Below are 24286 nucleotides of genomic sequence, written 5' to 3'. Positions count from 1 at the left end.
CCCGGTGTGGGTAGCGTCAAGGGCGGAGCGCCACCGGGGTCGCTCGTCCGCGAGTCCCGTCCCAGCCGCACGAACGAGGAGGTCCGGCCGATGAGGGCACACCGCACCTCCCTGCTCGGCCTGCTCTGCACCGTCGCGGCGAGCGCGAGCCTGATCGGCGGCGCACTGTTCACCGTCGCCCAGGCCGGCTGCGACACCCCCGCCCACCTGCAGACCCGCGCCGACGGCGGCGTGGAGCTGGTGGGCGGCTGCGTCGCCGCCGGTGACCTGGTGGTCCCCGGCGCCCCGACCACACCGGCGGCCGTGCCGGACGGCCAGGGCAACCGCCCCTAGCTCGTCGGCAGGGCCTGCTCCAGGTCCGCCAGCAGGTCGGCGACGTCCTCGATGCCGACCGACAGCCGCACCAGGTCGTCGGGCACCTCCAGCGCCGAGCCCACCGTGCTCGCGTGGGTCATCGCGCCGGGGTGCTCGATCAGCGACTCGATCCCGCCCAGGCTCTCGGCCAGGGTGAACAGCCGGGTCCGCGCGCACAGCGCCAGCGCCGCCTCGCGGCCCCCGGCCAGGCGCAGCGACACCATCCCGCCGAAGCGGCGCATCTGCTTGGCGGCCACCTCGTGCCCAGGGTGCTCGGGCAGGCCCGGGTAGAGCACGCTGGCGACCGCCGGATTGGCGCTGAGCATCTCCACCACGCGCTCGGCGTTGTCGCTGTGCTTCTCCATCCGCAGCGCCAGGGTCTTGGCCCCGCGCATCACCAGCCAGGAGTCGAACGGTCCCGGCACGGCGCCCGCCCCGTTCTGCAGGAAGGCGAACGCCGCGGCCAGCTCGGCGTCGTTGGTGACCAGCGCCCCGCCCACCACGTCGGAGTGCCCACCCAGGTACTTGGTGGTGGAGTGCAGCACCACGTCGGCGCCCAGCGCCAGCGGCGTCTGCAGGTACGGGGAGGCGAAGGTGTTGTCCACCAGCACCGTCACCCCGGCGTCGTGGGCCACCTCCGACAGCGCGGTGATGTCGGCGATGTTCAGCAGCGGGTTGGTGGGCGTCTCCACCCAGAGCAGCTTGGTGTTGGGCCGCAGCGCCGCCCGCACCGCGTCCACGTCGCTCATGGACACCGGGGTGTGCTCGATGCCCCACTCGCTGAGCACCTTGTCGATCAGCCGGAAGGTGCCGCCGTAGGCGTCGTTGGGGATCACCAGGTGGTCGCCCGGACGCAGGATGGCGCGCAGCGCGGTGTCGCTGGCGGCCATGCCCGAGGCGAAGGCCAGCCCGTGCGCGCCACCCTCCAGCGCCGCCAGCGCGGTCTGCAGCGCCGCCCGGGTGGGGTTGCCGGTGCGGGAGTACTCGTAGCCGCCGCGCAGCCCGCCCACCCCGTCCTGGGCGTAGGTGGAGGTGGCGTAGATCGGCACGATCACCGCACCGGTGGTGGGGTCCGGCTCCTGCCCCGCGTGGATGGCGCGGGTGGCGAATCCGGGACCGGCGAGGTTGCTGCCGGCACTGTGCGACGAGTCGTGGGTCATGCGCCCGAGCCTAGTGGCGGGCGCGGGGCACCCCGAGCCGGGCACAGCGCCGACGTGCCTGGCCGACACAATGAGTCGGTGCACCCCACGAACCACGTCCACGACGGCCACCCGCTGCAGCTGTGGGTGAGCCCCACACCGTGGCGGGCCATCTCCTCGGCCCCGCTGGGCGGCGGCGTCGGGCTCCGCGGCTGGGTGGTCAACGCGACCGTGCCCGCCGACTACGGCCGCACCGACCCGGAGGCGCACCTGCGCGAGATCGCCGAGCACCTCGGGCTCGGCGGGCCCGGCGTCGGGCTGCTCACCGCGGTGGACGTGCGCGCCGCCGTCACCGTGGAGCAGGACGGGGTGGTGGTCACCGCCACCACCGGGGTGGGCGCCCCCACCTGGGCGGCCGCGGGCGCCGCAGCGGTGCCCTACCGGCCCGGCACCATCAACGTGGTGGTGCAGCTGCCCGTGGCGCTCACCGACGCGGCGCTGGTGAACCTGGTGGGCACCGTCACCGAGGCCAAGACGCAGGCGATGCTCACCTTCGGGGTGGCCGGCACCGGCACCGCCACCGACACCGTCACCGCCCTGTGTCCTCCGCCAGCACTGTGTCCACCAGCCCCGTGCCCGCCGGCCCCCGAGCACGACGGAGCGGGTGCGCCCGAGGTGTTCGGGGGCACCCGCTCCGTGTGGGGATCACGCACGGCCAGCGCGGTGTTCGACGCGGTGACCGCGGGGCTGGTGGTGGACCGAGCCCGGATCGACGCGCTGACCGCGCAGGGCTACCAGCCCTGGCCGGTCTGACCCGGCTGGCCATACCCTGGCTGGCCGTAACCCTGCTGGCCATAGCCCTGCTGGCCATAGCCCTGCCGGCCGTAGCCCTGGCCCGGGTTGGTCGGGGCCACCGGCAGCACGACGGTGTGCACCATCTTGTCCGCCAGCGTCTGCCGCTTGTCGTCCCACAGCGGGAAGAGCCAGCCGACGTAGCAGATCAGCGAGTCCACGATGTGCGCCAGCTGGCGGACGAAGGCCATCCCGCCGCCGATCGGCCGCCCGGTGCGCTCGTCGACCAGCTGGGTGCCGGCCCACCGCTTGCCCAGGCTCTGGCCCGTGCTGCCCTGCAGGATGAAGGAGTTCCAGATGACGAAGCCCAGGAACGCCGCGAAGACGACCAAGGCGAGCAGAGTGCCCACTACGCCGCCGATGGCTAACTCAGCGATCCTGAACAGGATGTTGAAGGCCATGCCGGGTGCGATGAAGTCGACCAGTGCCCCCTGCGCGCGGAGCGGCCACGACGCGTAGGCGTCGGGGTTGGGCGCCGGGTAGCCGTACCCCGCGGGCGGGTAGGCCTGCTGGCCGTAGCCGGCGCTCTGGTCCCAGCCCTGCTGGCCGTACCCCGCAGGCGGGTAGGCCTGCTGCCCGTAGCCGGCGCCCTGGTCCCAGCCCTGCTGGCCGGGGCCGGCGTTCTTGTCCCAGGCGGGCTGTCCCTGCCCACCCTGCTGGTACGCCCCGGAGCCCGACGTCGGGTCCTGCTCCGACGGGGGGCCGTAGGACTTGTCGCTCATGTGACTCCTCTGGTGGGCAAGCGCGCGCGAGTGATCGCGGTACGTTAACCCGCCGGGACGCCACTCGGTGCCGAGCGTCCCGGCGTGGCACCGTGCCCCGAGGACACGAATCCCGTGCCGCGGCAACCCCGCTCGTGCGCGCCCGGCACAGCCGCAACCGACTGGCGGTTGCTCAGAGCTTCTCGCTGAGGAACCCCAGCAGGTCGTGGCGGGTGATCACCCCGACGGGCTTGCCGTCGTCGATGACCATCAGCGCGTCCGTCTCCGTCAGCGCCGCGGTGGCCTCGGCCACCGGCTCGCCCGCCCCGATCAGCGGCAGCGCGGGGCTCATGTGCTTGGCCACCGGGTCAGCCAGGTGCGCACGACCGGCGAACACCGCGTCCAGCAGGTCGCGCTCGCTGACGCTGCCGGCCACCTCGCCCACCATCACCGGCGGCTCCGCGCCCACCACCGGCATCTGGGAGACGCCGTACTCACGGAGGATCTCGATGGCGTCGCGCACGGTCTCCTGCGGGTGCGTGTGCACCAGCGCGGGCATCGCGCCGGACTTGGCCCGCAGCACGTCGCCCACCCGGGTCTGCACGGTGTGCCCGTCCAGCGGGCTGCGCAGGAAGCCGTAGGAGGACATCCACTCGTCGTTGAAGATCTTGCCCATGTAGCCGCGCCCACCGTCGGGCAGCAGCACCACGATGACGTCGTCCGGGCCGGCGCGCTCAGCCACCCGCAGCGCCGCCACCACGGCCATGCCGCAGGAGCCGCCGACGAGCAGCCCCTCCTCGCGGGCCAGCCGCCGCGTCATCTCGAAGGAGTCGGCGTCGCTGACCGCGATGATCTCGTCGGGGATGGACGGGTCGTAGGCGCTGGGCCAGAAGTCCTCCCCCACGCCCTCCACCAGGTACGGCCGACCCGAGCCGCCGGAGTACACCGAGCCCTCCGGGTCCGCGCCGATCACGCGGACCTTTCCGCCGGAGACCTCCTTGAGGTAGCGACCGGTCCCGGTGATGGTGCCGCCGGTGCCCACTCCGGTGACGAAGTGGGTGACCTTGCCGTCGGTGTCGTTCCAGATCTCCGGACCGGTGGTCTCGTAGTGGCTCAGCGGACCCATCTCGTTGGAGTACTGGTCCGGCTTCCAGGCGCCGTCGATCTCCCGAACCAGTCGGTCGGAGACGCTGTAGTAGCTGTCCGGGTGCTCCGGGGGCACCGCGGTCGGGCACACCACGACCTCCGCGCCGTAGGCCCGCAGCACGTTCTGCTTGTCCTCGCCCACCTTGTCCGGGCAGACGAACACGCAGTGGTAGCCGCGACGCTGGGCGACCAGCGCCAGGCCGACCCCGGTGTTGCCCGAGGTGGGCTCCACGATGGTGCCGCCGGGCTTGAGCGCGCCGGAGGCCTCGGCGGCGTCCACCATGCGGACGGCGATCCGATCCTTCACGGAGCCACCAGGGTTGAGGTACTCCACCTTGGCGGCGACCAGGGGCACCAGGCCGTCGGTGACGGAGGTCAGCCGGACGAGGGGGGTGTTGCCCACGAGGTCGACGATGTGTTCGGCGATGCGCATGACCCCATCGTGTCAGGTCGCCCCGTGGGCCGGGTCTGCAGACCGGCACCGAGGTATACCGTGCTCGCGAGACGACCGCCGACAGAGGGGAGCAGCGTGGCCCGGACACGACGAATCTCCGTCGCGGCGGTGGTCACTGCTTCCTCCGCGGGCACGGCCTACCGCCTGCTGATCGAGCAGTCCAAGCACGCCCGCCGCAAGATCGGCCCACCCCGTTCCCTCGCCCCGCGCGCCGACGGCGTGTACCAGCCGCAGGCCACCGAGCCCTGCCCCGGCGGCGCGGTGCTCGACCCGGACGCCGGGCCGGGCACGGACGTGCTGACGCTCGGGTTGTTCGGAGACTCCACCGCCGCCGGCCTGGGGTGCGCCACCGCGGCCGAGCTCCCCGGCGTGCGGCTGGCCCGCGGCCTCGCCGACGAGACCGGTCGCCCGGTGCGGCTGCACACCTACGCCGTGGTCGGCGCCAACTCCACCACCCTGGACGACCAGATCTCCCGGGCGCTGTCCGAGCAGGGCGGCCGCGCCCCGGACGCCGCGGTCATCTTCATCGGCGCCAACGACGTCACCTCCAAGCAGTCGGTGCAGGCCTCGGCGGACCGCCTCGGCGCGGCGGTGGCCCGGCTGCGCGGGCACGGCACCGCCGTCGTCGCCGGCACCTGCCCCGACCTGGGCGCTGTCCGTCCCATCCCCCAGCCGCTGCGCAGCGTGGTGCGCTCCTGGAGCCTGCGGCTGGCCAAGGCGCAGAGCGTGGCCATCACCGCCGCCGGAGGCTGCGCCGTGCCGCTGGCCGACCTGCTCTCCCCCGAGTTCCTCACCCGCCCCGAGGTCTTCTTCTCCGCCGACCAGTTCCACCCCTCGGCGGCCGGCTACGAGGCAGCGGCCACCCTGATGCTGCCGGCGGTGTGCTCCGAGCTGGGCCTGTGGGGTGGGCCGCCGCTGGCCGAGCTCCCCCTTCGCTCGGTCACCGCCGAGGCGCGGCGCCCCACCTCTCGGCTCACCGCCGCGCTGAACCAGAACCTCGACCAGCGGGCGCGAACCGGGGGACGGTGGGCCACAGAGCTGTTGCGCAGGGCCGATGTCCAGCGCCGTGGCGAGGCGCTCCCCACCGACCAGTAACCTCTCGGCAGGTAGCTCAACACGCCGACAGAGGAGTTCTCCCATGCCCGAGGCCGTCATTGTTTCCACTGCACGCTCCCCGATCGGGCGAGCGTTCAAGGGATCGCTGGCCAGCGTTCGTCCCGACGACCTTGCGACGCAGATGGTGGCCGCTGCCCTCGCCAAGGTCCCTGAGCTCGACCCCACCACGATCGACGACCTGCTGCTCGGCTGTGGCCAGCCCGCGGGTGAGTCCGGCTTCAACATGGCGCGCATGGTCGCCATGCAGCTGGGCTACGACGGCCTGCCCGGCACCACGGTGAACCGGTACTGCTCTTCCTCGCTGCAGACCACCCGCATGGCGATGCACGCCATCAAGGCCGGCGAGGGCGACGTCTTCATCTCCGCCGGCGTCGAGAGCGTCTCCAGCTTCGTCCGCGGCAACGCCGACTCCTGGCCGGACACCCACAACCCGCTGTTCGCCGACGCCGAGGCCCGCACCGCCAAGAGCGCCGAGGGCGGCGCCGGGGCGTGGCAGGACCCCCGCGAGAACGGCCTCATCCCGGACGCCTACATCTCCATGGGCCAGACCGCGGAGAACGTCGCCTCCTACACCGGCATCAGCCGCGAGGAGCAGGACCGCTGGGGCGTGCGCAGCCAGAACCGCGCGGAGGAGGCCATCAACAGCGGCTTCTTCGAGCGGGAGATCACCCCGGTGACCCTGGCTGACGGCACCGTGGTCAGCAAGGACGACGGCCCCCGCGCCGGCACCACCTACGAGAAGATCTCCCAGCTCAAGCCGGTGTTCCGTCCGGACGGCGTGGTCACCGCCGGCAACGCCTGCCCGCTCAACGACGGTGCTGCCGCCCTGGTGATCATGAGCGACACCAAGGCCAAGGAGCTCGGCCTGACCCCGCTGGCGCGCATCGTGTCCACCGGCGTCTCCGGCCTCTCCCCGGAGATCATGGGCCTGGGCCCGATCGAGGCCACCCGCCGGGCGCTGAAGCTGGCCGGCATGAGCATCGACGACATCGACCTCGCCGAGATCAACGAGGCCTTCGCGGTGCAGGTCATCGGCTCCGCTCGTGAGCTGGGCCTGGACGAGGAGAAGCTCAACGTCTCCGGTGGCGCCATCGCCATCGGCCACCCGTTCGGCATGACCGGTGCGCGCATCACCACCACGCTGCTCAACAACCTGTCCTCCCGGGACAAGAGCATCGGCCTGGAGACCATGTGCGTCGGCGGCGGCCAGGGCATGGCCATGGTGATCGAGCGTCTCAGCTGATCACCCGCTAGACACCGAGAAGGGCCCGGCAGCGCTGCTGCCGGGCCCTTCTCGTCGCTCCGGTGGGAGCGGGTTGGTGCTAGTCGTTCTGGAAGTAGCTGAGCAGGCGCAGGATCTCCAGGTACAGCCACACCAGGGTGACGGTCAGGCCCAGGGCCACGCCCCACGCGGCCTTCTCCGGCGCGCCCGCGCGGATGAGCTGGTCGGCCTGGTCGAAGTCCAGCAGGAAGCTGAACGCGGCGACCGCGATGCAGATCAGGCTGAAGCCGATGGCCAGGGCCCCACCGTCGCGCAGGCCCATCTCCAGGCCGAACAGCGACCCCACCAGGTTGGCCACCATGAGCACCAGGATGCCGATCATGGCGCCCACGATCATCCGGGTGAGCTTGGGGGTCACGCGGATGGCCCCGGTGCGGTAGACGATGAGCATGCCGGCGAAGACACCGACGGTGCCGATCACCGCCTGCCCCACGATGGCGCTGCCGAAGAGGTCGGCGAAGACGAAGGAGATGGCCCCGATGGCCACACCCTCCGCAGCGGCGTAGGACAGCACGATGCCCGGGTTCATCTTGCGGCCGAAGGTGGCCACCAGCACGAGCACCAGCGCGATCACCACGCCGCCGATGGCCAGCGGGGTGACCAGGTCGGGGTTGGCCGCACACACCAGCGCGGAGATGATCCCGGCCACGGTGAGCACGCCCAGGGTCATGCCGGTCTTCACCACGACGTCGTCGATGGTCATCGCCCGCTCGGTGGAGAACGGCTGCGCCGGCTGTGGCTGGCCGTACGGCTGCTGGCCGTACGGGGCCTGGCCGTAGGGCTGCTGCTGGCCGTACGGGGCCTGGCCGTAGGGCTGCTGCTGGCCGTAGGGGGCCTGGCCGGTCTGGGGCGCCGCGCCGGACCCGAACGTTGCGTACCCGTTCCTGTCCTTGGGCAGGGTGCGGAATACCGGGTTGCTGCTGGTGCGCACGATGTGTTCCCTTCTTGCGGGATGAGTAGCGACGGGCAACAGCCCGTTTGCAGGAGTAACGCGTCTCAACGGTACAAGGTTCCCGGCACGGACGAGACAAATCGGACGCTGACCGGGCGAGGAGCCGGTGGACCTTTGTACCGTCGGTGCATGACGACGGATCCGGAGCTGCTCGAGCACATCCTCGACCAGCTCGCCCCGCTGCCGGTGACCACCCGGCCCCTGTTCGGGGGGCACGCGCTGTACCTCAACGGGACGATCCCGGCGTTCGTCACCGACGACACGCTCAGCCTGAAGATCACCGAGCTCGTCGACGACCGGCTCACCGACGACCTCAAGGGTGAGCTGTTCCCGGGGTCCAAGCCGTACTGGCGCATCCCCCGTGAGCTGCTCGAGGACCACGACTGGCTGCAGGGCGTGGTCGCGGAGACCGCGGCGCGCGTGCCGCCGCCCAAGCCCCGCAAGCCGCGCGGGACGGGGCGGCGAGGCGCATGATGCGCCGACCGCGTGCCCTCGGTGCCCCCGGTCGGAGTCGAACCGACACCGGTAACCCTTTTAAGGGGTCTGCCTCTGCCAGTTGGGCCACGGGGGCGAGCGCCGCGCGAGTGTGCCGCGCGGCGTGCGTGCGGAACTCTAGCTGGCGGCGGCCCGGTCGAACTCGGCCTTGGGGTCGTGGATCTGGCCGAGCGCGACCACCTCGCGGCGCAGCAGCAGCGCCTCGGTCCAGTCGATGAGCACCCGCACCTTGCGGTTGAAGGTGGGCATCCGGCTGAGGTGGTAGGTGCGGTGCATGAACCAGGCCGGCACCCCCTTGAGCTTGATGCCGTAGACGTCGGCGACGCCCTTGTACAGGCCCAGGCTGGCCACCGACCCGACGTACTTGTGCTCGTAGGGGGTGGCGTCCTTGCCGCGCAGCCCGGCGACGACGTTGTCCGCCAGCACCCGGGCCTGGCGCACGGCGTGCTGCGCCGACGGGCTGCAGGTGGCGCCGGAGTCCTGCTCGAGCTTGGACAGGTCGGGGACCGCGGAGCAGTCGCCGGCGCTGTAGGCGTCCGAGCGGCCGGCCACCTGCAGCGCCGTGGTGCAGCGCACCCGCCCGCGCTCGTCCAGGGGCAGGTCGGTCTTGGCGAGCATCGGGTTGGCCTTGACCCCTGCGGTCCACACGATGGTGCCGGTGGGGAACTCGGTGCCGTCGGACAGCCGCACGTTGCCGTCGACCATCGACTCCACCCGGGTGTCCAGGTACACCTGGATGCCGCGCTCGGTGAGCCGCTGCACCGTGTAGACGCCCAGCTTGGGGCTGACCTCGGGCATCACCCGGTTGGTGGCCTCCACCAGCACCCAGCGCATCTCCGAGGGCTTGATCTCCTGGTGGTAGCGCAGGGCGTAGCGGGCCATGTCCTCCAGCTCCGCCAGCGCCTCGATGCCGGCGTACCCGCCACCGATGACCACGAAGGTCAGCAGCTTCTGCCGGCCCACTGGGTCGGTGGTGGTGGCAGCGGTGTCCAGCCGGGACAGCACGTGGTTGCGCAGGTAGATGGCCTCGCCCACGGTCTGGAAGGAGATGCCCTGCTCAGCCAGACCCGGGATGGGCAGCGTGCGGGCGATGGAGCCCGGCGACATCACCAGGATGTCGTACTCGATGGTGGAGGTGTCGCCCTCCGGGGTGGAGACCCAGGCGGTGCGCTGGGAGTGGTCGACCTTGTCCACCCGCGCGGTGACCACCTTGCACTTGCGCAACGCCTTGCGCAGCGGCACCACCACGTGGCGCGGCTCGATGGAGCCGGCCGCCGCCTCGGGCAGGAACGGCTTGTAGGTCATGTGCGGCTGCGGGTCCACCACGGTGATCTGGGCCTCGGACCGACGCAGCTTCTTCTGCAGGCGCAGCGCGGTGTACATGCCGACATAGCCGCCGCCGACGATGAGGATCCGGGCGGGCTTCGCGTTGCTCACGCGTAGATCCTCGCACCGTCCACACTGGTCCGAGCAGGCAGGTCAGCGAGGCGCCGCCGGACGGAGCACCTCCCGGCCAGGCACTCAGGCGATGGAGAGCGCGATGCCGTCCAGGATGTCGTGCTCGCTGACCACCAGCTCGGTGATGCCCGCCCGCTCGGCCAGCTCCTCGGCGAGCACCCGGGTGATGATGGCGCCACCACCGATGACGTCCGCGCGGCCCGGGTGCATGGGGGGCAGCTCCATCCGCTGGGTGCTGCTGCGGGCGGTCAGGTCGGTGCACACCTCGCGCACCCGCTCCAGCGGGGTGCGGGAGAGGTGGATGAGGTCGCGGTCGTAGGTGGGCAGCTCGTGGCTGACCGCGGCGATGGTGGTCATGGTGCCGGCCACCCCCACCCACGTGCGGGCCTTGGCCACCGGCACCGCGGCGAAGCCCTCTGCCAGCACGTCCCGGACCACCTGCTCGGCGGCGTGCACCTGCTCCGCCGTGGGTGGGTCGTCGGGCAGGCAGCGCTCGGTGAGCCGGACGCAGCCGATGTTGGTGGAGAAGGCCGCCTGCACGCCGTCGGCGTCGCCCAGCACCAGCTCGGTGGAACCACCACCGAGGTCGACCACCAGGAACGGGCCCTCGTCCGGGTCGAGCTCGCCCACCGCCCCGGCGAAGCTCAGGCGGGCCTCCTCGTCACCGGTGATCACCTCGGCGTCCACGCCCAGCACGCCGCGGACCATGGCGAAGAAGTCCTCCCGGTTGGCCGCGTCCCGGGTGGCGGAGGTGGCAACCATGCGCACCCGCTGCACACCCTTGCGCGCCATGACGCCCGCGTACTCCACCAGCGCCACCCGGGTGCGCTCGATCGCCTCCGGCGCCAGCCGACCGGTGCGGTCGACGTCCTGGCCCAGGCGCACCACCCGCATGTCGCGGTGCACGTCCCGCAGGTCACCACCGGGTGACACGTCGGCCACCAGGAGCCTGATGGAGTTGGTGCCGCAGTCGATTGCTCCGACCCTGCTCACCGAGCTCTCCTCCCACCCACGGTGCACGTCCCACCCACGGTGCACGTCACACGCTCGGTGTTCGTCACACGCACGGTCCCTTGCGCCACCACTCGCCGATCCGCTCCAGCGCCTCGTCACCCAGCGGGTTGACGCCGGGCCCCTTGGCCAGCGAGTGCGCCACCAGCACGTGCAGGCACTTCACCCGGTCCGGCATGCCGCCCGCGGTCACCTTCGTGCCCAGCGGCTCGATGGCGTCACGCTCGGCCAGGTAGCTGTCGTGGGCACGCTGGTAGGCCGCGGCCAGCTCGGGGTCCTCCCCCAGCCGCTCGGTCATCTCCCGCATGACGCCCTCGGACTCCAGCGTGCTGCAGGCCGCGCTGAGCCGGGGGCAGGTGAGGTAGTACAGGGTGGGAAACGGCGTGCCGTCGGGCAGCCGCGGCGCCGTGGTGACCACGGTGGGCTTGCCGCAGCGGCACCGCGCGGCGATCGCCAGCACGCCGCGCGGCTCGCGCTTGAGCTGGGCGTGCACCGCCTCCAGGTCAGCGGTGCTCACGCTGCTCGGGTCCACGTCTGCTGCCTCGTCCTCTGCTGGTTCGATATCAGTTGTGTCGATATCAGTTGTGTCGATATCAGTCGTGTCGCTGTCTGGTGGTTCGCGGTCTGCTGGTTCGCCGTCGGTGGGGAAGCTGGTCACCGCGGTGCTCCCGCGGGCTGGTTGACCGAGGCCCACAGCGCCGCGTACCAGTCGGTGCTGGGTGGGCTCACCGGGTTCTCCGCGGCCTCGGCACGCTCGGCGTCGCCGGGCAGCTGCACCTGGTACGGCGTCTCGCCCGGCCGGACGTAGCGCAGCCGCTCCCGGGCCTGCGACTGCACGTAGGCCGGGTCGTCCAGCCGGAGCCGCTGCTGCTGCAGGTCCGCGACCTGGTTGCGCAGCTCCTCCCGCTGGGCCACCGTCTCGGCCAGCTGCTGACGCTGGCCGACGTAGGTGCGCAGCGGCACCGCGAGGGTCAGGGCGAGACCACACACCACCAGGGCCAGCACCGCGGCCCGGCGGGTGGACAGGCTCAGCCGAAGGCCGAGTCCCGTCCGCGCGCCGGTCACCCGGTCGGTGCTGGTCCGGCTGGTGCGCGAGGTGCGTCCCGCCCTGCCCCTCGCCACGTCAGCCCTCGATGCGGAAGCGCGGGAAGGCGAGGTCGCCGGCGAAGCGGGCGGCGTCGCCCAGGGTCTCCTCGATGCGCAGCAGCTGGTTGTACTTGGCCACGCGCTCGCTGCGGGCGGGGGCGCCGGTCTTGATCTGACCACACCCGGTGGCCACGGCCAGATCGGCGATGGTGGTGTCCTCGGTCTCGCCGGAGCGGTGGCTCATCATGCAGCGGTAGCCCGAGCTGTGCGCCATGGTGACCGCGTCCAGGGTCTCGCTGAGCGTGCCGATCTGGTTGACCTTGACCAGCAGCGCGTTGGCGGCGCCCTTGAGGATGCCGTCCTCCAGGCGCTCGGGGTTGGTGACGAAGAGGTCGTCGCCGACCAGCTGCACCTGGTCGCCCAGCTGGGTGGTGAGCGCGACCCAGCCGTCCCAGTCGTCCTCGCTCAGCGGGTCCTCGATGGAGACCAGCGGGTAGCCGCGGACGAGGTCGGCGTAGAAGGCCGACATCTGCTCGGCGCTGCGGACCTGGCCCTCAAAGGCGTAGCCCTCGGCGGAGTGGAACTCGGTGGCGGCCACGTCCAGGGCGAGCGCCACGTCGGTGCCCAGGGTGAAGCCCGCCGCGCTGACCGCCTCGGCGATGACCTCGAGGGCCTCCTTGGTGCCCGCGACGTTGGGGGCGAAGCCACCCTCGTCGCCCAGGCCGGTGGACATGCCCTTGCTCTTGAGCACCGACTTCAGCGCGTGGTAGACCTCGGTGCCCCAGCGCAGGGACTCGCGGAAGCTGGCGGCACCGATCGGCGCGACCATGAACTCCTGCACGTCCACCCCGGTGTCGGCGTGCGCGCCACCGTTGAGGATGTTCATCATCGGCACCGGCAGCACGTGGGCGTTGGGGCCGCCGACGTAGCGGAACAGGTCCAGGCCGGAGGAGTCGGCCGCGGCGCGGGCCACGGCGAGGGACACGCCGAGCAGGGCGTTGGCCCCGAGGCGGGACTTGTCCGGCGTGCCGTCCAGGTCGACCAGCTTCTGGTCCACGATGCGCTGCTCGACGGCCTCGATGCCGACCAGCTCCGGGCCGATCTCGTCGAGGACCGCGCGCACGGCCTTCTGCACACCCTTGCCGCCGTAGCGGGAACCCCCGTCGCGCAGCTCCACCGCCTCGTGCTCACCGGTGGACGCGCCCGAGGGCACGGCCGCGCGGGAGAAGGTGCCATCGTCCAGCGCCACCTCCACCTCCACGGTGGGGTTGCCGCGCGAGTCCAAGATCTCGCGCGCTCCGACCTGTTCAATGACGGCCACGGGTGTGTCTCCTCAACGCGATTGACGGCAAAGTGACCCCCAGCGTATCGGCCCCGCAGGCCCGCCCGAGCGCGGCACGCGGGAGCGGGTCCCGCCGGTCAGCGTCGGGTGCGCACCAGCCGTCGATCAGTCCAGCGCAGCGCGGGCGTAGCTGTCGGCGCCGGTGAACACGTCCTGCACGTAGGCGTTGGACAGGTTGTAGCTGAGGATGGCCCGCCACCAGTCCTCGCCGTTGGTGAGGTTGCGTCCGCCGACGCACAGGTAGCGCCCGGCGGCCACGGCCGCGTCGTCGATGTTCTGCGGGTCGGCGATCCGGTCGCCGTTGCCGTCGGCCTTCCAGCGCGCCCAGGTGGTGGGGATGAACTGGAAGGGACCGACCGCGCGGTCCCAGGTGGTGTCGGCGTCGAGCGCCCCGCCGTCGGTGTCCGGGATGGCCTGCACGTTGGGCCCGCCGTCCAGGGGGATGCCGATGATCGGCACGGACGAGCGACCGTCGGCCTGCAGCACACGGCCGTTGTAGCGACCGTGGTTGCTCTCCACCCGGGCGATGCCGGCCAGCGTGGTCCAGGAGAGCTTGCAGCGCGGCTGCTCCTTGGCCAGCACGTTCTGGGCGTTGCCGTAGGCCTGCAGCGCGCGGGCCGGCACGTCGATGCGCCTGGCCAGCCCCGCGGCCCAGGCCGAGTAGGGCGAGAGCCCCGCGGGCACGGTGGAGGCCTGCGGCTCCGGAGCGGCGGGCCGGGGGGCGGGCACCGCCGTCGTGGGCCGGGGTTGGTTGGGCACCGGCTGGGCCGGCGCCGGCTGGTTGGGCGCCGGCTGGTTGGGCACGGGGTCGGCCACCGGGGCGCCTGGCTCAGCGGCCGGGGCGGGCAGCGCGGCGTTCTGCGGCGGGAGCGGCGCGGTGGCCGGGGCGTCGGCGTTGACGGGCACCGAGGCGGGATCGCTGCTCAGGCTGCCGTCCACCGCCACCGGGGCCAGCGCCTCCACCACGGGACGGGTGCTGCCGCTGGTCGAGGTGACGGCCTGGGCGCCCACCACAGCACCGACCAGGAGCCCCACCGCTACCAGGGCCACCAGGACGCGTGCCAGGTATCCGCGTGCTCTCACGAGAAGTCCAACGGTCCATCCCCCGTTAAGTTACGCCGACGAACCATTCGTGCTGGTCACCGACTCCCCTGTCGCTACTCCACCACCCCGACCGCGTAGCCGGCCGCGTTCTGCAGCACCTGGTTGGCGTAGACCGCCGACCGGTTGTAGGTGAACAGCGCTGATCGCCACCCGTCCGCGGAGCCCATGTCGGCCCCGGTGGAGCACAGGTAGCGGGCCGCTGCCATGGCCGCGTCGTTGACGTTGTTCGGATCGGCCACCCCGTCGCCGTTGGCGTCGGCTCCCCACCGCTGCCAGGTCTCCGGGATGAACTGCATGGGGCCGACCGCCCGGTCCACGGCGGTGTCGCCGTCCAGCACCCCCTCGTCGGTGTCCGCGATCTCCTGCACCCCCGGCGAGCCGTCCAGCGGGATCCCGATGATGGCCGGCCGGGCCGTGCCCGCCAGGTCGAGCCGGGCGCCGCCGTAGCTGCCGTGGCGCGACTCCACCGAGCCGATCCCCGCCAGCGTGGTCCAGCCGAGCGAGCACTGGGGGCGGGCCGCCGCCTGGCTGGCCGCGGCGTAGCCGTAGGCCTGCAGCGCCAGCGCGGGCACTCCGACGGACGTGGACAGGCGCTGCGCCCACTCGGCGAGCTGCGGGTGCGCGCCGACGGGCAGGGCCAGGTCGAGGGCGGGCACCGGTGCCCCGGGGGCGGGCGGCGCCTCCGCGCGCACCCGCCGGTCCATCATGTTGGAGCTGGTGAGGGCGGAGAACCAGCTGACGAGCGCCGCGGCCGCCAGCACGGTGACCAGCAGCAGCGCCAGCGAACCGACCACGGGGCGCATCGATCGTCGTCGTCGAGCTCTGCGCGCCACCACACCATGGTGCCTGATCTGCCGGTGGGCACGCGCTCGCACGGCAGCACGGCCTCCTCGTCGGTACCTTCGGGTAAGCCTTGCCTTGCCTCACCTGGGGAGAGTCGATGCTCGTCAGCAACGTGTTGATCGGCCTGCGGGAGGGCCTCGAGGCGGCGATCGTCGTGCTCATCCTGGTGGCGTTCCTCGTCAAGACCGACCGCAGCTCCGCTCTGCGCTGGGTGTGGCTGGGCGTCGGCGCGGCCGTGCTCCTCAGCGTGGCGGTGGGCGCGGCCCTGCACTACGGCACCTCCGAGCTGTCCTTCACCGCCCAGGAGGCAGTGGGCGGGTTCGCCTCCATCGTGGCGGTCGCCTTCGTCACCTGGATGGTGCTGTGGATGCGCACCGCGGCGCGCTCGATGTCCGGCACGCTCCGGGCGGGCATGGAGACGGCGCTGCGGGCCGGGCCGGTCGCGGTGGCCGTGATGGCGTTCCTCGCGGTCGGCCGGGAGGGCCTGGAGACGGCGCTGTTCTTCTTCTCCAGCGTCCAGGCGGCCAACGGCGGCACCGCCCAGCCGCTGCTGGGGTTCGCCCTCGGCCTCGCGACGGCGGTCCTCCTCGGCTACCTGATGTACCGCGGCGCCGTGCGGATCAACCTCAGCCGCTTCTTCACCGTCACCGGCGTCCTGCTCGTCGTCGTGGCCGCCGGCATCCTCGCCTACGGCGTGCACGACCTGCAGGAGGCCGGCATCCTGCCGGGACTGAACACCCTGGCCTTCGACGTCAGCGCCCACGTTCGGCCGGACTCCTGGCTGGGCACCCTGCTCAAGGGCATCTTCAACTTCTCCCCCGCCACCACCGTGCTCGAGGCGGTGGTCTGGGTGCTCTACGTGGTGATCGTGCTGACCCTGTTCCTGCGCCCCACCCGCAGCGCCGCCCCCACCCCCGCCACCGCCGCACTCCGCTCGTGAGCGCGCCCCCGCCCCGGAAGGTGTCAGCCGTGCCTCGCACCCCCCTCTCCCGCCCTCTCTCGCTGGCCACTGCCCTCGTGCTCGTGCCGCTCGCCCTGGCCGGGTGCACCGCCAAGGCCGGCAGCAGTGCGCACGGCGTGGTCTCGGTCAAGGCCGGCGACAGCTCCTGCGAGGTCTCCACCACCAGCGCGAGCACCGGCAACACCACCTTCGAGGTGACCAACACCGGCAGCAAGACCACCGAGTTCTACCTCTACGCCGAGGGCGACCGGATCATGGGCGAGGTGGAGAACATCAGTCCCGGGCTCAGCCGACGGCTCATCGTGGAGGTGCCGCAAGCCGGCAGCTACACCACCGCCTGCAAGCCCGGCATGGTCGGCGACGGCATCCGCGGGGACTTCCTGGTCAGCGGGGACACCGTGCAGGGCGACACCGACACCAAGCTGGACGACGCCACCGACAGCTACCAGCGCTACGTCAACAGCCAGGCCGACGCGCTCACCGCCAAGACCGCCGAGTTCGTCGTCGCCGTCAAGGCCGGTGACGTGGCGCTGGCCAAGACGCTGTACCCGGTGGCCCGCACCTACTGGGAGCGCATCGAACCGGTGGCGGAGAGCTTCGGCGACCTCGACCCGATCACCGACGGCCGCGAGGACGCCCTGGAGCCCGGCCAGGAGCTCACCGGCTGGCACCGCCTGGAGCGCGACCTGTGGCGCGACGGCCTGCAGCCGGACTCCGTGGCCATGGCCGACCAGCTGCAGACCAACGTCAACGAGGTGTCCACCCGGGCCCGCACCGTGGAGCTCTCCGCGCTGGAGATGGCCAACGGCGCCAAGGCCCTGCTGGACGAGGTGGCCACCGGCAAGGTGACCGGCGAGGAGGAGGCCTACTCGCACACCGACCTGTGGGACTTCCGCGCCAACATCGACGGCTCCGAGGCCGCGATCGCGTCGCTGCGCCCGGTGCTGCAGGAGCGCAACCCCGACCTGGTCCCCACCCTCGACGCCCGCTTCGCCGCGGTGGACCAGGCCCTCACCGCGCTGCAGGCCGGGGACGGCTACGTGCTCTACGACCAGCTCACCCCCGAGCAGGTCAAGGACCTCTCCGACAAGGTGGACGCGCTGGCGGAGCCGCTGAGCAGCGTGGCCGGGACGGTCGCCGAGTGAGCACCCCGTCCCCGGGCGGGCGGTTCTCCCGGCGCCGGCTGCTGGGGCTCGGCGGCGCCGCGGTGGCCGCGGCCGGGGTCGGGGTCGGGGTGGTGGCTGGGCGGGAGACCGCCGGCGGGGCCACGGTGCCGGGCTCGGCCACGGTGGCCTTCCGCGGCAGCAGGCAGGCCGGGATCATCACCCCGGCGCAGGACCGGCTGCACTTCGTCGCCTTCGACGTCACCACCGACTCCCGCACCGAGCTGGTGGACCTGCTGCGGGAGTGGACCCAGGCGGCCGAGCGGATGACGGCCGGGCAGGAGGCGGTGCCGGACGGCGCCACCGGCGGCAAGGCCCACGCCCCGCCCGGGGACACCGGCGAGGCACTGGGCCTGCCCGCCTCCTCGCTCACCCTCACCATCGGGTTCGGCCCGTCGCTGTTCACGCACCCCGCCCAGGGGGATCGCTTCGGCATCGCCGGGCAGCGCCCGGACCCGCTCACCGAGCTGCCGCGCTTTCCGCACGACCAGCTGGACCCGGCCCGCAGCGGGGGCGACCTCGCCATCCAGGCCTGCGCCGACGACCCGCAGGTGGCGGTGCACGCCATCCGCAACCTGGCCCGCATCGGGTTCGGGGTGGTGTCGGTGCGCTGGTCGCAGCTGGGTTTCGGGCGCACCTCCTCCACCTCCACCACGCAGGCCACCCCCCGCAACCTGTTCGGGTTCAAGGACGGCACCCGCAACCTCAAGGCGGAGGACCCGGTGGCCCTGGACCAGCACGTGTGGGTGCAGCCCGGCGACGGACCGGCCTGGCTCAGCGGCGGGACCTACCTGGTGGCGCGGCGCATCCGGATGCAGATCGAGACCTGGGACCGCTCCTCGCTGAAGGAGCAGGAGACCATCGTGGGGCGCACCAAGGGCTCGGGGGCACCGCTGGGCCAGGTGGACGAGTTCGACCCCGTCGACCTGGGCATCCGCGACTCGCGGGGGCCGGTCATCCCGGTGGACTCACACGTGCGGCTGGCCTCGGCCGAGGAGCTCGGCGGCATCCAGCTGCTGCGGCGCGGCTACAACTTCACCGACGGCTCCGACGGGGTGGGCCACCTCGACGCGGGCCTGTTCTTCCTGGCCTGCTGCCGCAACCCGCAGACGCAGTTCGTGCCGATGCAGCTGGCGCTGGCCAGCAGGGACGCGATGACCGAGTACCTGGAGCACAACGGCTCCGCCGTGTTCGCCTGCCCGCCGGGGCTGGGCAGCACCGACTACTGGGGCTCCACGCTGTTCGGCTGAGTCACCCGTGCCTGGGCCCAGTACCGCCGCCAGTCGGGCTCGGACAGCGCCGCGGGGTCGACGCCGTCGCCGCGCGCGGCGTCCTCGGCCGCCCGCACCTGCGCGGCGAAGCGCAGCGCTGCCCGGCGCAGGGTGTCCTCGGCGTCACCGCCGCCCACCGCCGCCAGCTCGGCGGGCACCAGGTCGGCAGGCAGACCGGCGCGGGTGGCGCGGGAGACCAGCTTGGCCGCCAGGGCCAGCGCGGGCTGACCGGTGGCCACCCCCTCCACCGCCGAGTCGCGGCGCTTCTCCACCGCCTTGAGCTCCTCCCAGCGCAGCTGCTGCGCCGCGGAGTCGGCCACCCGCTCCACCGCCCCGTGGGCGGGGTCGGCGAACACGTGGGGATGGCGGTGCACCAGCTTGACCACCAGGGCCCGCGCCACGTCGTCGATGTCAAAGCCACCGTCGGCGGCGGGCTGCTCGGCGGCCACGCGGGCGTGGAAGAGCACCTGCAGCAGCACGTCGCCCAGCTCCTCGACCACGTGCACGGGCGCACCGGAGTCCAGCGCGTCCAGCAGCTCGTAGCACTCCTCCACCAGGTAGCGGCGCAGCGAGTCGTGGGTCTGCTCGGCGTCCCACGGGCAGCCGCCGGGCGAGCGCAGGCGGTCCATCACCGCCACCGCCTCCAGCAGCTGGGACCCGGTGGGCGGGTGGCTGCGCAGCACCGCAGCACCGGCCTCCCGCCGCTGCAGCACCTGCGGGTGGGTCTCGTCGGAGCTGACCAGCACGGGGGCGTCGGCCACCACGGTGCACGCCGCCCGCACGGCGTCGGGCACGTCGGGGGTGCAGCTGACCGGGCCGCGCAGCAGGGCCAGCGCCGCCGCGGGCACGTCGTCGGGGCGCAGCGGATCGAGCAGCACCACGGTCGGCGCCTGCCCGGGGTCGGGCGCGCTCACGACCGCGGGCTGAAGACGACGGAGCGCGGGTCGGACTCGTTGACCACCTGGCCCTGGTACGGGTCCCAGGTGCCGTAGCGGGGATTCACCCGCACCTCGGGGTTGCCGGCCAGCTCCTGCAGCAGGGTGACGCCCAGGGCGTAGGTGGAGCTGGCCTGGGCCTGGCTGGCGTCCACGGCGTCGGCGGAGGTGGTCTTCGGCGCGGTGGTGGTGCGGCTGACGATGCGTGCGGCCTGCCACTGCTGGTCCAGCCGGAAGGCGATGCCGCTGCCCTCGGCGGCGGCGAACAGCGGGCTGCCCGCCAGTCCCTCCAGCACCGCCGGGCTCAGCGGGTAGCCGACCTGGGTCTGCTGGCCCTGGGCCTTCGCCTCGTCCACCACGGCGCGGGAGGACTCCGGGCTCTCCGCCATCCGCCGGGCCTTGGCCTCCGCGTCGGCCTGGTCGGTGGCGGTGGTGAGGTCGGCGACCACGGCGAGGCTGTCCCAGGAGGTGGCGCCCAGCTGGGCGATGACCAGCTGGTCGTGGACGAACTGCGGCAGCGTCTGCGGCGTGATGAAGGTGACGCCCTGCCCGTCCAGCACCTTGGGGTCGATCCTGGCCACCTGGTCAGCGATCGCCTGCTCGTCCACCGGCAGGTTGGTGCGCTGCACCGCCCGGGCGACCAGGGCGCGCTGGACCTCCCCGGAGAGCACCTGCTGGGTGATCGTGGGCAGCTGGTCGCGCACCGCGGCGTTCTCGGGTCCACCGCGGAAGGTGAGCACCGAGTCCACCTGGGACTGCAGCTGCTCCACGCTGATGCGGTCGTCGCCGACGGTGGCCGCGGCGCCGGGCAGCGTCGGGCCTCCCCCACAGCCGGTCACGACCAGGGCGGCGGCAGCAGCGGCGAGAGCAAGAGCGGTCCGGCGGCGGGGTGCCCGCACGGGCTGGGAGACGGTCACGGGCGACACGGTGCCACACACCTCAACCCACTGCAGCAGTGGCCGGGGTCACACTGACCATGCCGGCCGGCTTGCCGTCCAGCTGCAGCAGCAGGTCCGCCACGAACTGCAGCAGCTCGGTGTCGCGCAACCGCTCTGCCCCGATCCCGCCGCTGCCGGAGCGGGGCAGCGGCAGCTGCACCAGGTGGGTGGTCGGCTTGTACTGGGCGCTCGGGTAGAGCCGCTTGAGCCGGACCTGCTGGGAGTCGGCCAGCGGCAGCGGCGACAGCCGCAGCTGGGTGCCGGTGACGGTCACCTCGGTCACCGAGTAGTGCCGGCACAGCAACCGCAGCCGGGCCACCGCGAAGAGGTTGTGCACCGGCTCCGGCGGCGGGCCGTAGCGGTCCACCAGCTCCTCCTGCAGGCCGGCCAGGGCCTCCTCGTCCTGCGCCTCGGCCAGCTTGCGGTAGGCCTCCAGGCGCAGTCGGTCGGAGTCCACGTAGTCCGGGGGGATGTGCGCGTCCACCGGCAGGTCCACCCGCACCTCCTTGACCTCCTCGGCGGTGGGGATGGCGTGGCCGTCGGCGGCGGCGCGGTAGGCCTCCACCGCCTCGCCCACCAGCCGGATGTAGAGGTCGAAGCCGACGCCGGCGACGTGCCCGGACTGCTCGGCGCCGAGCACGTTGCCCGCGCCGCGGATCTCCAGGTCCTTCATGGCCACCGCCATGCCGGCGCCCAGCTCGGAGTTCTGCGCGATGGTGGCGAGCCGGTCGTAGGCGGTCTCGGTGAGCGGCTTCTCCGGCGGGTACAGGAAGTAGGCGTAGCCCCGGTCGCGGCTGCGGCCCACGCGGCCCCGCAGCTGGTGCAGCTGGCTCAGGCCGAGGGCGTCGGCCCGCTCCACCAGCAGCGTGTTGGCGTTGGAGATGTCCAGCCCGGTCTCGATGATGGTGGTGCACACCAGCACGTCGTGCTCACGGTTCCAGAAGCCCTCGACGGTCTTCTCCAGCACGTCCTCGTTCATCTGCCCGTGCGCCACGGCCACCCGGGCCTCCGGCACCAGGTCACGGATGCGCTTGGCCGCCTTGTCGATCGAGGACACCCGGTTGTGCACGTAGAACACCTGGCCGTCGCGGAGCAGCTCGCGGCGCACCGCGGCGGCGACCTGCTTGTCGTCGTAGGCGCCGACGTAGGTGAGGATCGGGTGCCGCTCCTCGGGCGGGGTGAGGATGGTGGACATCTCGCGGATGCCGGCCAGGCTCATCTCCAGCGTGCGCGGGATGGGGGTGGCGGACATGGTGAGCACGTCCACCGCGGTGCGCATCGCCTTGATGTGCTCCTTGTGCTCCACGCCGAAGCGCTGCTCCTCGTCCACCACCACCAGGCCGAGGTCCTTCCACTGCACGCCGGTCTGCAGCAGCCGGTGCGTGCCCACCACGATGTCCACGCTGCCGTCGGCCAGGCCGGCCAAGGTCTCCTTGGCCTCCTTTGGGTCGGTGAAGCGGGACAGCCCGCGCACGGTGACCGGGAAGCCCGTCATCCGCTCGGTGAAGGTCTGCAGGTGCTGCTGCGACAGCAGGGTGGTGGGCGCGAGCACGGCGACCTGCTTGCCGTCCTGCACCGCCTTGAACGCCGCGCGCACCGCGATCTCGGTCTTGCCGTAGCCGACGTCGCCGCAGATCACCCGGTCCATCGGGACCGGCTTCTCCATGTCGGACTTGACCTCGTTGATGGCGGTCATCTGGTCCACGGTCTCGGTGAAGGGGAACGCGTCCTCCATCTCCCGCTGCCACGGGGTGTCCGGGCCGAAGGCGTGGCCGGGCGCGGCCTGGCGCGCGGCGTAGAGCTGCACCAGCTCGGCGGCGATCTCCCGGACGGCCTTGCGCGCCTTGCGCTTGGTGTGCGCCCAGTCCGAGCCGCCCAGCTTGCTCAGCGCGGGCAGCTCGCCACCGACGTAGCGGGAGAGCTGGTCCAGGGAGTCCATCGGGACGAACAGCCGGTCGCCGGGGTGGCCGCGCTTGCTGGGCGCGTACTCCACCACCAGGTACTCCCGGCGGGCGCCGCCGACCGTGCGCTCCACCATCTCCACGAACTTGCCGATGCCGTGCTGGTCGTGCACCACCAGGTCACCGGCGTTCAGGGCGAGCGGGTCCACCTGGTTGCGCCGCTTGGCGGGCAGCCGGCGGCCGTCGGTGGTGGCGGCGGCCCGGTTGCCGGTGAGGTCGGACTCCGAGACCACCACCAGCCGGACGCCGGGCAGCACCACGCCGTCGGAGAGGCTGCCGCACAGCACGGTGACGTGGCCGGGCTCGGGGGCGGCACCGGGCTCGCCGCGCACGGCCGACACCTCGGCCTCCACCAGCCGCTCCAGCACCCGCTGGGCCGTGCCGGCGCCGGCCACCACCACGGCGGCGGCGCCTCCGGAGGCGCAGTGGGCGCGCAGCATGGCGAAGGTGGCGGCGATCTCCGGCTCCAGCCCGCGGGCGGGCTTGACGGCGGTGACGTCCAGGGTGAGCGCGCCGGAGCCGTCGCGCCCGGACAGCAGCGGGCTCAGCGTCCACCACGGGGTGCCGTGCTGCTGGGCGTTCTCGCGCACCTCGTCCAGGCCGCGGTAGGCCGAGGCGCCCAGGTTCAGCCCCTTGGGGTCCAGCGGAGCGGCGGCCCCCACCGAGGCCGCCGTCCAGGACGCCTCCAGGAACTCCTGGCCGGTGCGCACCAGGTCGTGGGCGCGGGTGCGGATCTTCTCCGGGTCGCACAGCAGCACGTGCGAGCCGGTGGGCATCGCGTCGGTGAGCAGCTCCAGCTGGCCGGGCAGCAGCACCGGCAGCAGGGCCTCCATGCCCTCCACCGGGATGCCGTCGGCCAGCTTCTCCAGCATCTCGGTGAGGGCGGCGTCCTCGGCGTGGTCGGCGGCCAGCGCACGGGCCCGCTCCCGCACGTCGGCGGTGAGCAGCATCTCCCGGCAGCCCGGCGCCTCCAGCACGGCGACCTCGACGTCGTCCAGGGAGCGCTGGTCGGCCACCGCGAAGGCGCGCAGCTCGCTCACCTCGTCGCCCCAGAACTCCACCCGCACCGGGTGGTCACAGGTGGGCGGGAAGACGTCCAGGATGCCGCCGCGGATGGCGAACTCACCGCGTTTGCCCACCATGTCCACCCGGGCGTAGGCCAGCTCGACCAGGCGCTGCACCACGCCGTCGAAGCTGTGCTCCTCGCCCACCTTCATCCGCACCGGCTCCATCTCGCCGAGCCCCACCGCCATCGGCTGGACCAGGCTGCGCACCGTGGTGATCACCACCTGCAGCGGCTCGCCCCCGGGGTTCTCCTCCGGGTGGGCCAGGTGGCGCAGCGTCTGCAGGCGCCGGCCCACGGTGTCCGCGCGCGGGGACAGCCGCTCGTGCGGCAGGGTCTCCCAGGAGGGGAACACCGCCACCCGGTGCTCGCCGAGCATCTCGGTGAGCGAGGCGCCCAGGTCCTCGGCCTCGCGGCCGGTGGCGGTGACCACCAGCACGGGCACCTGCTGGGCGAGGGCGCCGACGACGAACGGGCGGGCGGAGCTGGGGCCCTCGAGCTCCAGGTGCGCCGCGCCGACGGCCTCGGTGACCGCCTGCAGCGCGGAGTCAGGAAGGGCAGTGGCGAGCAGACCGGCGAGCGGTGCAGACAACGAGGAGCTCCAGAGGTTGTTCAGCGAGCACGGCAGGCCACCGCCGAATCTGCGCGACCCGGGCGGT

22 protein-coding genes and 1 tRNA gene are annotated in these 24286 nt (G+C 72.7%); 8 read left to right on the top strand and 15 right to left on the bottom strand.

The window, feature by feature from the left end; all coding sequences use genetic code 11:
- Window positions 1–90 precede the first annotated feature (90 nt).
- Window positions 91–333 (top strand): hypothetical protein, encoded by a 243-nt coding sequence (locus ELX43_RS03665; RefSeq protein ID WP_127782181.1) that lies wholly within the window; start codon window positions 91–93, stop codon window positions 331–333.
- Here ELX43_RS03665 and ELX43_RS03660 read toward each other — a convergent pair.
- Window positions 330–1514: a cystathionine gamma-synthase gene (locus ELX43_RS03660; RefSeq protein ID WP_127782180.1), complete on the bottom strand. Its 1185-nt coding sequence runs from the start codon at window positions 1512–1514 to the stop codon at window positions 330–332. The two genes, ELX43_RS03665 and ELX43_RS03660, sit on opposite strands and share 4 nt — an antisense overlap.
- A gap of 78 nt (window positions 1515–1592) precedes the next feature.
- Between ELX43_RS03660 and ELX43_RS03655 the strand changes: the two genes are divergently transcribed.
- A complete protein-coding gene (locus ELX43_RS03655; protein WP_241249729.1) occupies window positions 1593–2306 on the top strand; it encodes an adenosylcobinamide amidohydrolase in 714 nt (237 codons plus the stop codon).
- On the opposite strand, the gene ELX43_RS03650 is transcribed toward ELX43_RS03655, so the two are convergent.
- Together ELX43_RS03650 and ELX43_RS03645 are read right to left on the bottom strand one after the other, a co-directional pair.
- Entirely contained in the window at window positions 2285–3067 is a 783-nt protein-coding gene (locus ELX43_RS03650; protein WP_127782178.1) for an RDD family protein, read from the bottom strand. The two genes, ELX43_RS03655 and ELX43_RS03650, sit on opposite strands and share 22 nt — an antisense overlap.
- 172 nt (window positions 3068–3239) lie before the next feature.
- The gene (locus ELX43_RS03645) at window positions 3240–4625 is read right to left on the bottom strand and encodes a cystathionine beta-synthase (RefSeq protein ID WP_127782177.1); all 1386 of its coding nucleotides are present in this window, start codon (window positions 4623–4625) and stop codon (window positions 3240–3242) included.
- Window positions 4626–4754: 129 nt separating this feature from the next.
- Between ELX43_RS03645 and ELX43_RS03640 the strand changes: the two genes are divergently transcribed.
- Both ELX43_RS03640 and ELX43_RS03635 read left to right on the top strand, forming a co-directional pair.
- On the top strand, window positions 4755–5741 hold the full coding sequence (locus ELX43_RS03640; RefSeq protein WP_241249727.1) for an SGNH/GDSL hydrolase family protein: 987 nt from the start codon (window positions 4755–4757) through the stop codon (window positions 5739–5741).
- Window positions 5742–5784: 43 nt separating this feature from the next.
- The gene (locus ELX43_RS03635) at window positions 5785–7005 is read left to right on the top strand and encodes an acetyl-CoA C-acetyltransferase (protein WP_127782175.1); all 1221 of its coding nucleotides are present in this window, start codon (window positions 5785–5787) and stop codon (window positions 7003–7005) included.
- Between the two features lie 79 nt (window positions 7006–7084).
- Here ELX43_RS03635 and ELX43_RS03630 read toward each other — a convergent pair whose 3' ends face one another.
- On the bottom strand, window positions 7085–7975 hold the full coding sequence (locus tag ELX43_RS03630) for a Bax inhibitor-1/YccA family protein (protein ID WP_127782174.1): 891 nt from the start codon (window positions 7973–7975) through the stop codon (window positions 7085–7087).
- A gap of 150 nt (window positions 7976–8125) precedes the next feature.
- Here ELX43_RS03630 and ELX43_RS03625 point away from each other — a divergent pair, with 150 nt between their 5' ends.
- The gene (locus ELX43_RS03625) at window positions 8126–8470 is read left to right on the top strand and encodes a TfoX/Sxy family protein (protein ID WP_164860573.1); all 345 of its coding nucleotides are present in this window, start codon (window positions 8126–8128) and stop codon (window positions 8468–8470) included.
- A 22-nt stretch (window positions 8471–8492) separates the two neighbouring features.
- Here the strand turns inward: ELX43_RS03625 and ELX43_RS03620 are convergent.
- The 8 genes from ELX43_RS03620 to ELX43_RS18160 form a co-directional block, all read right to left on the bottom strand.
- Window positions 8493–8567: transfer RNA gene (locus ELX43_RS03620), tRNA-Leu, on the bottom strand.
- 41 nt (window positions 8568–8608) lie between these two features.
- Entirely contained in the window at window positions 8609–9928 is a 1320-nt protein-coding gene (locus tag ELX43_RS03615; RefSeq protein WP_241249712.1) for an NAD(P)/FAD-dependent oxidoreductase, read from the bottom strand.
- An 84-nt stretch (window positions 9929–10012) separates the two neighbouring features.
- Entirely contained in the window at window positions 10013–10942 is a 930-nt protein-coding gene (locus ELX43_RS03610) for a Ppx/GppA phosphatase family protein (RefSeq protein WP_127782172.1), read from the bottom strand.
- A 64-nt stretch (window positions 10943–11006) separates the two neighbouring features.
- Window positions 11007–11477 (bottom strand): DUF501 domain-containing protein, encoded by a 471-nt coding sequence (locus ELX43_RS03605; protein ID WP_241249710.1) that lies wholly within the window; start codon window positions 11475–11477, stop codon window positions 11007–11009.
- Window positions 11478–11614: 137 nt separating this feature from the next.
- Complete coding sequence (locus tag ELX43_RS03600; protein ID WP_127782170.1) at window positions 11615–12082, bottom strand: septum formation initiator family protein; 468 nt, start codon at window positions 12080–12082, stop codon at window positions 11615–11617.
- A gap of 1 nt (window position 12083) precedes the next feature.
- Window positions 12084–13367: a phosphopyruvate hydratase gene (eno, locus tag ELX43_RS03595; RefSeq protein WP_127782169.1), complete on the bottom strand. Its 1284-nt coding sequence runs from the start codon at window positions 13365–13367 to the stop codon at window positions 12084–12086.
- 126 nt (window positions 13368–13493) lie between these two features.
- On the bottom strand, window positions 13494–14471 hold the full coding sequence (locus ELX43_RS03590) for a lytic transglycosylase domain-containing protein (protein ID WP_127782168.1): 978 nt from the start codon (window positions 14469–14471) through the stop codon (window positions 13494–13496).
- A 74-nt stretch (window positions 14472–14545) separates the two neighbouring features.
- Window positions 14546–15295: a lytic murein transglycosylase gene (locus tag ELX43_RS18160; RefSeq protein ID WP_127784646.1), complete on the bottom strand. Its 750-nt coding sequence runs from the start codon at window positions 15293–15295 to the stop codon at window positions 14546–14548.
- A gap of 137 nt (window positions 15296–15432) precedes the next feature.
- On the opposite strand from ELX43_RS18160, the gene efeU reads away from it, so the two are divergent.
- Genes efeU through efeB form a run of 3 tightly spaced genes read left to right on the top strand, consistent with a single transcriptional unit; the run spans window position 15433 to window position 18709 of the window.
- Window positions 15433–16275 (top strand): iron uptake transporter permease EfeU, encoded by an 843-nt coding sequence (gene efeU / locus ELX43_RS03580; protein WP_127782167.1) that lies wholly within the window; start codon window positions 15433–15435, stop codon window positions 16273–16275.
- Between the two features lie 29 nt (window positions 16276–16304).
- A complete protein-coding gene (gene efeO, locus ELX43_RS03575) occupies window positions 16305–17441 on the top strand; it encodes an iron uptake system protein EfeO (RefSeq protein ID WP_206518098.1) in 1137 nt (378 codons plus the stop codon).
- Window positions 17438–18709, top strand: a complete 1272-nt coding sequence (efeB, locus tag ELX43_RS03570) for an iron uptake transporter deferrochelatase/peroxidase subunit (protein ID WP_127782166.1) — start codon at window positions 17438–17440, stop codon at window positions 18707–18709. Before efeO ends, efeB begins: the two co-directional genes overlap by 4 nt.
- Here the strand turns inward: efeB and ELX43_RS03565 are convergent.
- Genes ELX43_RS03565 through mfd form a run of 3 tightly spaced genes read right to left on the bottom strand, consistent with a single transcriptional unit; the run spans window position 18682 to window position 24219 of the window.
- Window positions 18682–19644: a MazG family protein gene (locus tag ELX43_RS03565; RefSeq protein ID WP_127782165.1), complete on the bottom strand. Its 963-nt coding sequence runs from the start codon at window positions 19642–19644 to the stop codon at window positions 18682–18684. The genes efeB and ELX43_RS03565 overlap by 28 nt on opposite strands.
- Window positions 19641–20582 carry a SurA N-terminal domain-containing protein gene (locus tag ELX43_RS03560; protein ID WP_127782164.1) on the bottom strand — a complete coding sequence of 314 codons (942 nt, stop codon included), beginning with the start codon at window positions 20580–20582 and terminating at the stop codon, window positions 19641–19643. The genes ELX43_RS03565 and ELX43_RS03560 overlap by 4 nt, the downstream gene beginning before the upstream one ends.
- A 22-nt stretch (window positions 20583–20604) precedes the next feature.
- Window positions 20605–24219, bottom strand: coding sequence for a transcription-repair coupling factor (gene mfd, locus ELX43_RS03555; RefSeq protein ID WP_241249708.1), 3615 nt, complete (start codon window positions 24217–24219; stop codon window positions 20605–20607).
- Window positions 24220–24286: the final 67 nt, after the last annotated feature.

It is taken from the genome of Rhodococcus sp. X156 (assembly GCF_004006015.1).
Taxonomy (GTDB): domain Bacteria; phylum Actinomycetota; class Actinomycetes; order Mycobacteriales; family Mycobacteriaceae; genus X156.
Note: the sequence above shows the minus strand (reverse complement) of the source record. Positions and strands in the feature narration are given on the sequence as shown.

What these genes read in the sequence shown, in the direction of transcription:
- efeU (WP_127782167.1), top strand. Translation starts at nt 15,433, where the DNA reads ATGCTCGTCAGCAACGTGTTGATCGGCCTGCGGGAGGGCCTCGAGGCG.
- ELX43_RS18160 (WP_127784646.1), bottom strand. Translation starts at nt 15,295, where the DNA reads ATGCGCCCCGTGGTCGGTTCGCTGGCGCTGCTGCTGGTCACCGTGCTG.
- ELX43_RS03660 (WP_127782180.1), bottom strand. Translation starts at nt 1,514, where the DNA reads ATGACCCACGACTCGTCGCACAGTGCCGGCAGCAACCTCGCCGGTCCC.
- ELX43_RS03665 (WP_127782181.1), top strand. Translation starts at nt 91, where the DNA reads ATGAGGGCACACCGCACCTCCCTGCTCGGCCTGCTCTGCACCGTCGCG.
- ELX43_RS03645 (WP_127782177.1), bottom strand. Translation starts at nt 4,625, where the DNA reads ATGCGCATCGCCGAACACATCGTCGACCTCGTGGGCAACACCCCCCTC.
- ELX43_RS03650 (WP_127782178.1), bottom strand. Translation starts at nt 3,067, where the DNA reads ATGAGCGACAAGTCCTACGGCCCCCCGTCGGAGCAGGACCCGACGTCG.
- ELX43_RS03635 (WP_127782175.1), top strand. Translation starts at nt 5,785, where the DNA reads ATGCCCGAGGCCGTCATTGTTTCCACTGCACGCTCCCCGATCGGGCGA.
- ELX43_RS03625 (WP_164860573.1), top strand. Translation starts at nt 8,126, where the DNA reads ATGACGACGGATCCGGAGCTGCTCGAGCACATCCTCGACCAGCTCGCC.